The sequence below is a fragment of the Cribrihabitans pelagius genome, from assembly GCF_048820915.1.
Lineage (GTDB): Bacteria > Pseudomonadota > Alphaproteobacteria > Rhodobacterales > Rhodobacteraceae > Cribrihabitans_A > Cribrihabitans_A pelagius.
Window position 1 is genome coordinate 1 of record NZ_JBMERR010000060.1, and the last position, 1,414, is coordinate 1,414.

Genomic DNA, 1,414 nt, shown 5'->3' on the forward strand with positions numbered 1-1,414 from the left:
ATTGGCCGAAAGCGCTCGAAATCCACCGTGGCATTCAATGTCTCCAGCGGATCGCCACCCGCCGAGATCCCCGCCAGCCGGTCATCAACGCTCCAGAAGCCTGCTTGCCTCGACATGGCCGCCTCCCCGTTACGCGGGAAGTGAATCACGTTATCCGCCGATCAGCCAGAGGTTTCCGGAGGTGTCCAGCTTGCCCTCCGAGGTTACTCCAGGGCCGCTGGCCGCCTTGAAATCGACGCCATCGAAGGCGTTGCTGAGTTTGGCTTGAAGTTCAACTGGATCCGCCCCGGCCAGTTCGTCAAAGTGATCGGTCAACGCTCCAGCCACGGCTTCAAAATATGCGGGAGCAAGGCGGCCAAAGGCCTGGCCATCTCGTGACCTGGAGAAGGCAGCATCGCCGAACTTGTTTGCAATGAAGGCAAGAAAGCTCCTGAACTCGTTTGGGTCAAACTCAATCCCATCACGGTCGAACAGAATTTCCTCCATAAAGTTGTCAAGCCACTCGCGGACATTTCCGGCAAAGCTCTCTTGATAGCAACGAACAGCGAAATTACGCAGCACCAACTCCTCGTCTGCGCGTCGTTCCCGGTCAGGTTCAGGCAGGCGAACAGTTGCGTCCTTGAAGTTTTGATCCTGGGCCAGTTCCTGCAGGGCGCCATAGAAAGCCGCGCCACCCGAGAGCATTCTGGACGAACAGTTTCGAATTTCTTGAGCCGACAGTAGAGAGCCGCCCGTGTTCAGGCGCCTGAACATTTCGTATTTCACATAGTCTTCGCCGCTTCGTTTGATGATCACGGCACGAATGGGCGTCCGCTTCAACCGAAGACGAATGGAAGTGTTGAAGTCCTGAAACTACATCCCGTTGATCTCTTGAAGGATGTCGCAACCACCCAGGACGAGTTCATCCTGGCCAATGGCCTCGTGATCCAGGAACTGCAAAACAGAACTCGTGCGCTGAAGGCCATCGATCAGGTCGAGAATGCCATTCTCGCCTTCGATCAAAAATATGGGAGGGATCGGGAGCCGAAGAAGGGTGTCTTCGATCAGGCGTGAGCGCTGCTCAACGCTCCAGCGGAACAGCCGTTGATACTCGGGGCTGTTACAATCTCGCCATCCCTATGCAGGTTCAAGACTTCAACAAGAAAAATCGACAGGCTAGTGTCCGCGGACGTGGTGTAATTTCATCGGCGCTGCCGGTGTAATCCGGGTGGCCATCGAGGTGTATGGTCGAGGTGGGGTTTCGCAGCTTCAACCACGAACCACACGGAGACCCCGATGACCAAGACTAACATGGCCCTTTCCGAGCTTCTCGCAAAGCAGGACGGCGGCGATTTCCTTCGCGCCGTCGCTGAGGCCGTTCTTCAGCTGATCATGGAGGCCGATGTCGAAGGCCTGATCGGCGCCGGCAAGCACG

At 56.6% G+C, this 1,414-nt stretch carries 2 protein-coding genes and 1 pseudogene; 1 reads left to right on the forward strand and 2 read right to left on the reverse strand.

Annotated features, from left to right (window positions below; all coding sequences use genetic code 11):
• Window positions 1-150: 150 nt before the first annotated feature.
• Together ACOHX0_RS21840 and ACOHX0_RS21845 are read right to left on the reverse strand one after the other, a co-directional pair.
• Window positions 151-795 (reverse strand): hypothetical protein, encoded by a 645-nt coding sequence (locus ACOHX0_RS21840; RefSeq protein WP_420679357.1) that lies wholly within the window; start codon window positions 793-795, stop codon window positions 151-153.
• Between the two features lie 57 nt (window positions 796-852).
• A complete protein-coding gene (locus ACOHX0_RS21845; RefSeq protein WP_420679358.1) occupies window positions 853-1,080 on the reverse strand; it encodes a DUF262 domain-containing protein in 228 nt (75 codons plus the stop codon).
• 195 nt (window positions 1,081-1,275) lie between these two features.
• Here ACOHX0_RS21845 and ACOHX0_RS21850 point away from each other — a divergent pair.
• Window positions 1,276-1,414: pseudogene (locus ACOHX0_RS21850) on the forward strand (IS256 family transposase); the annotation flags it as partial.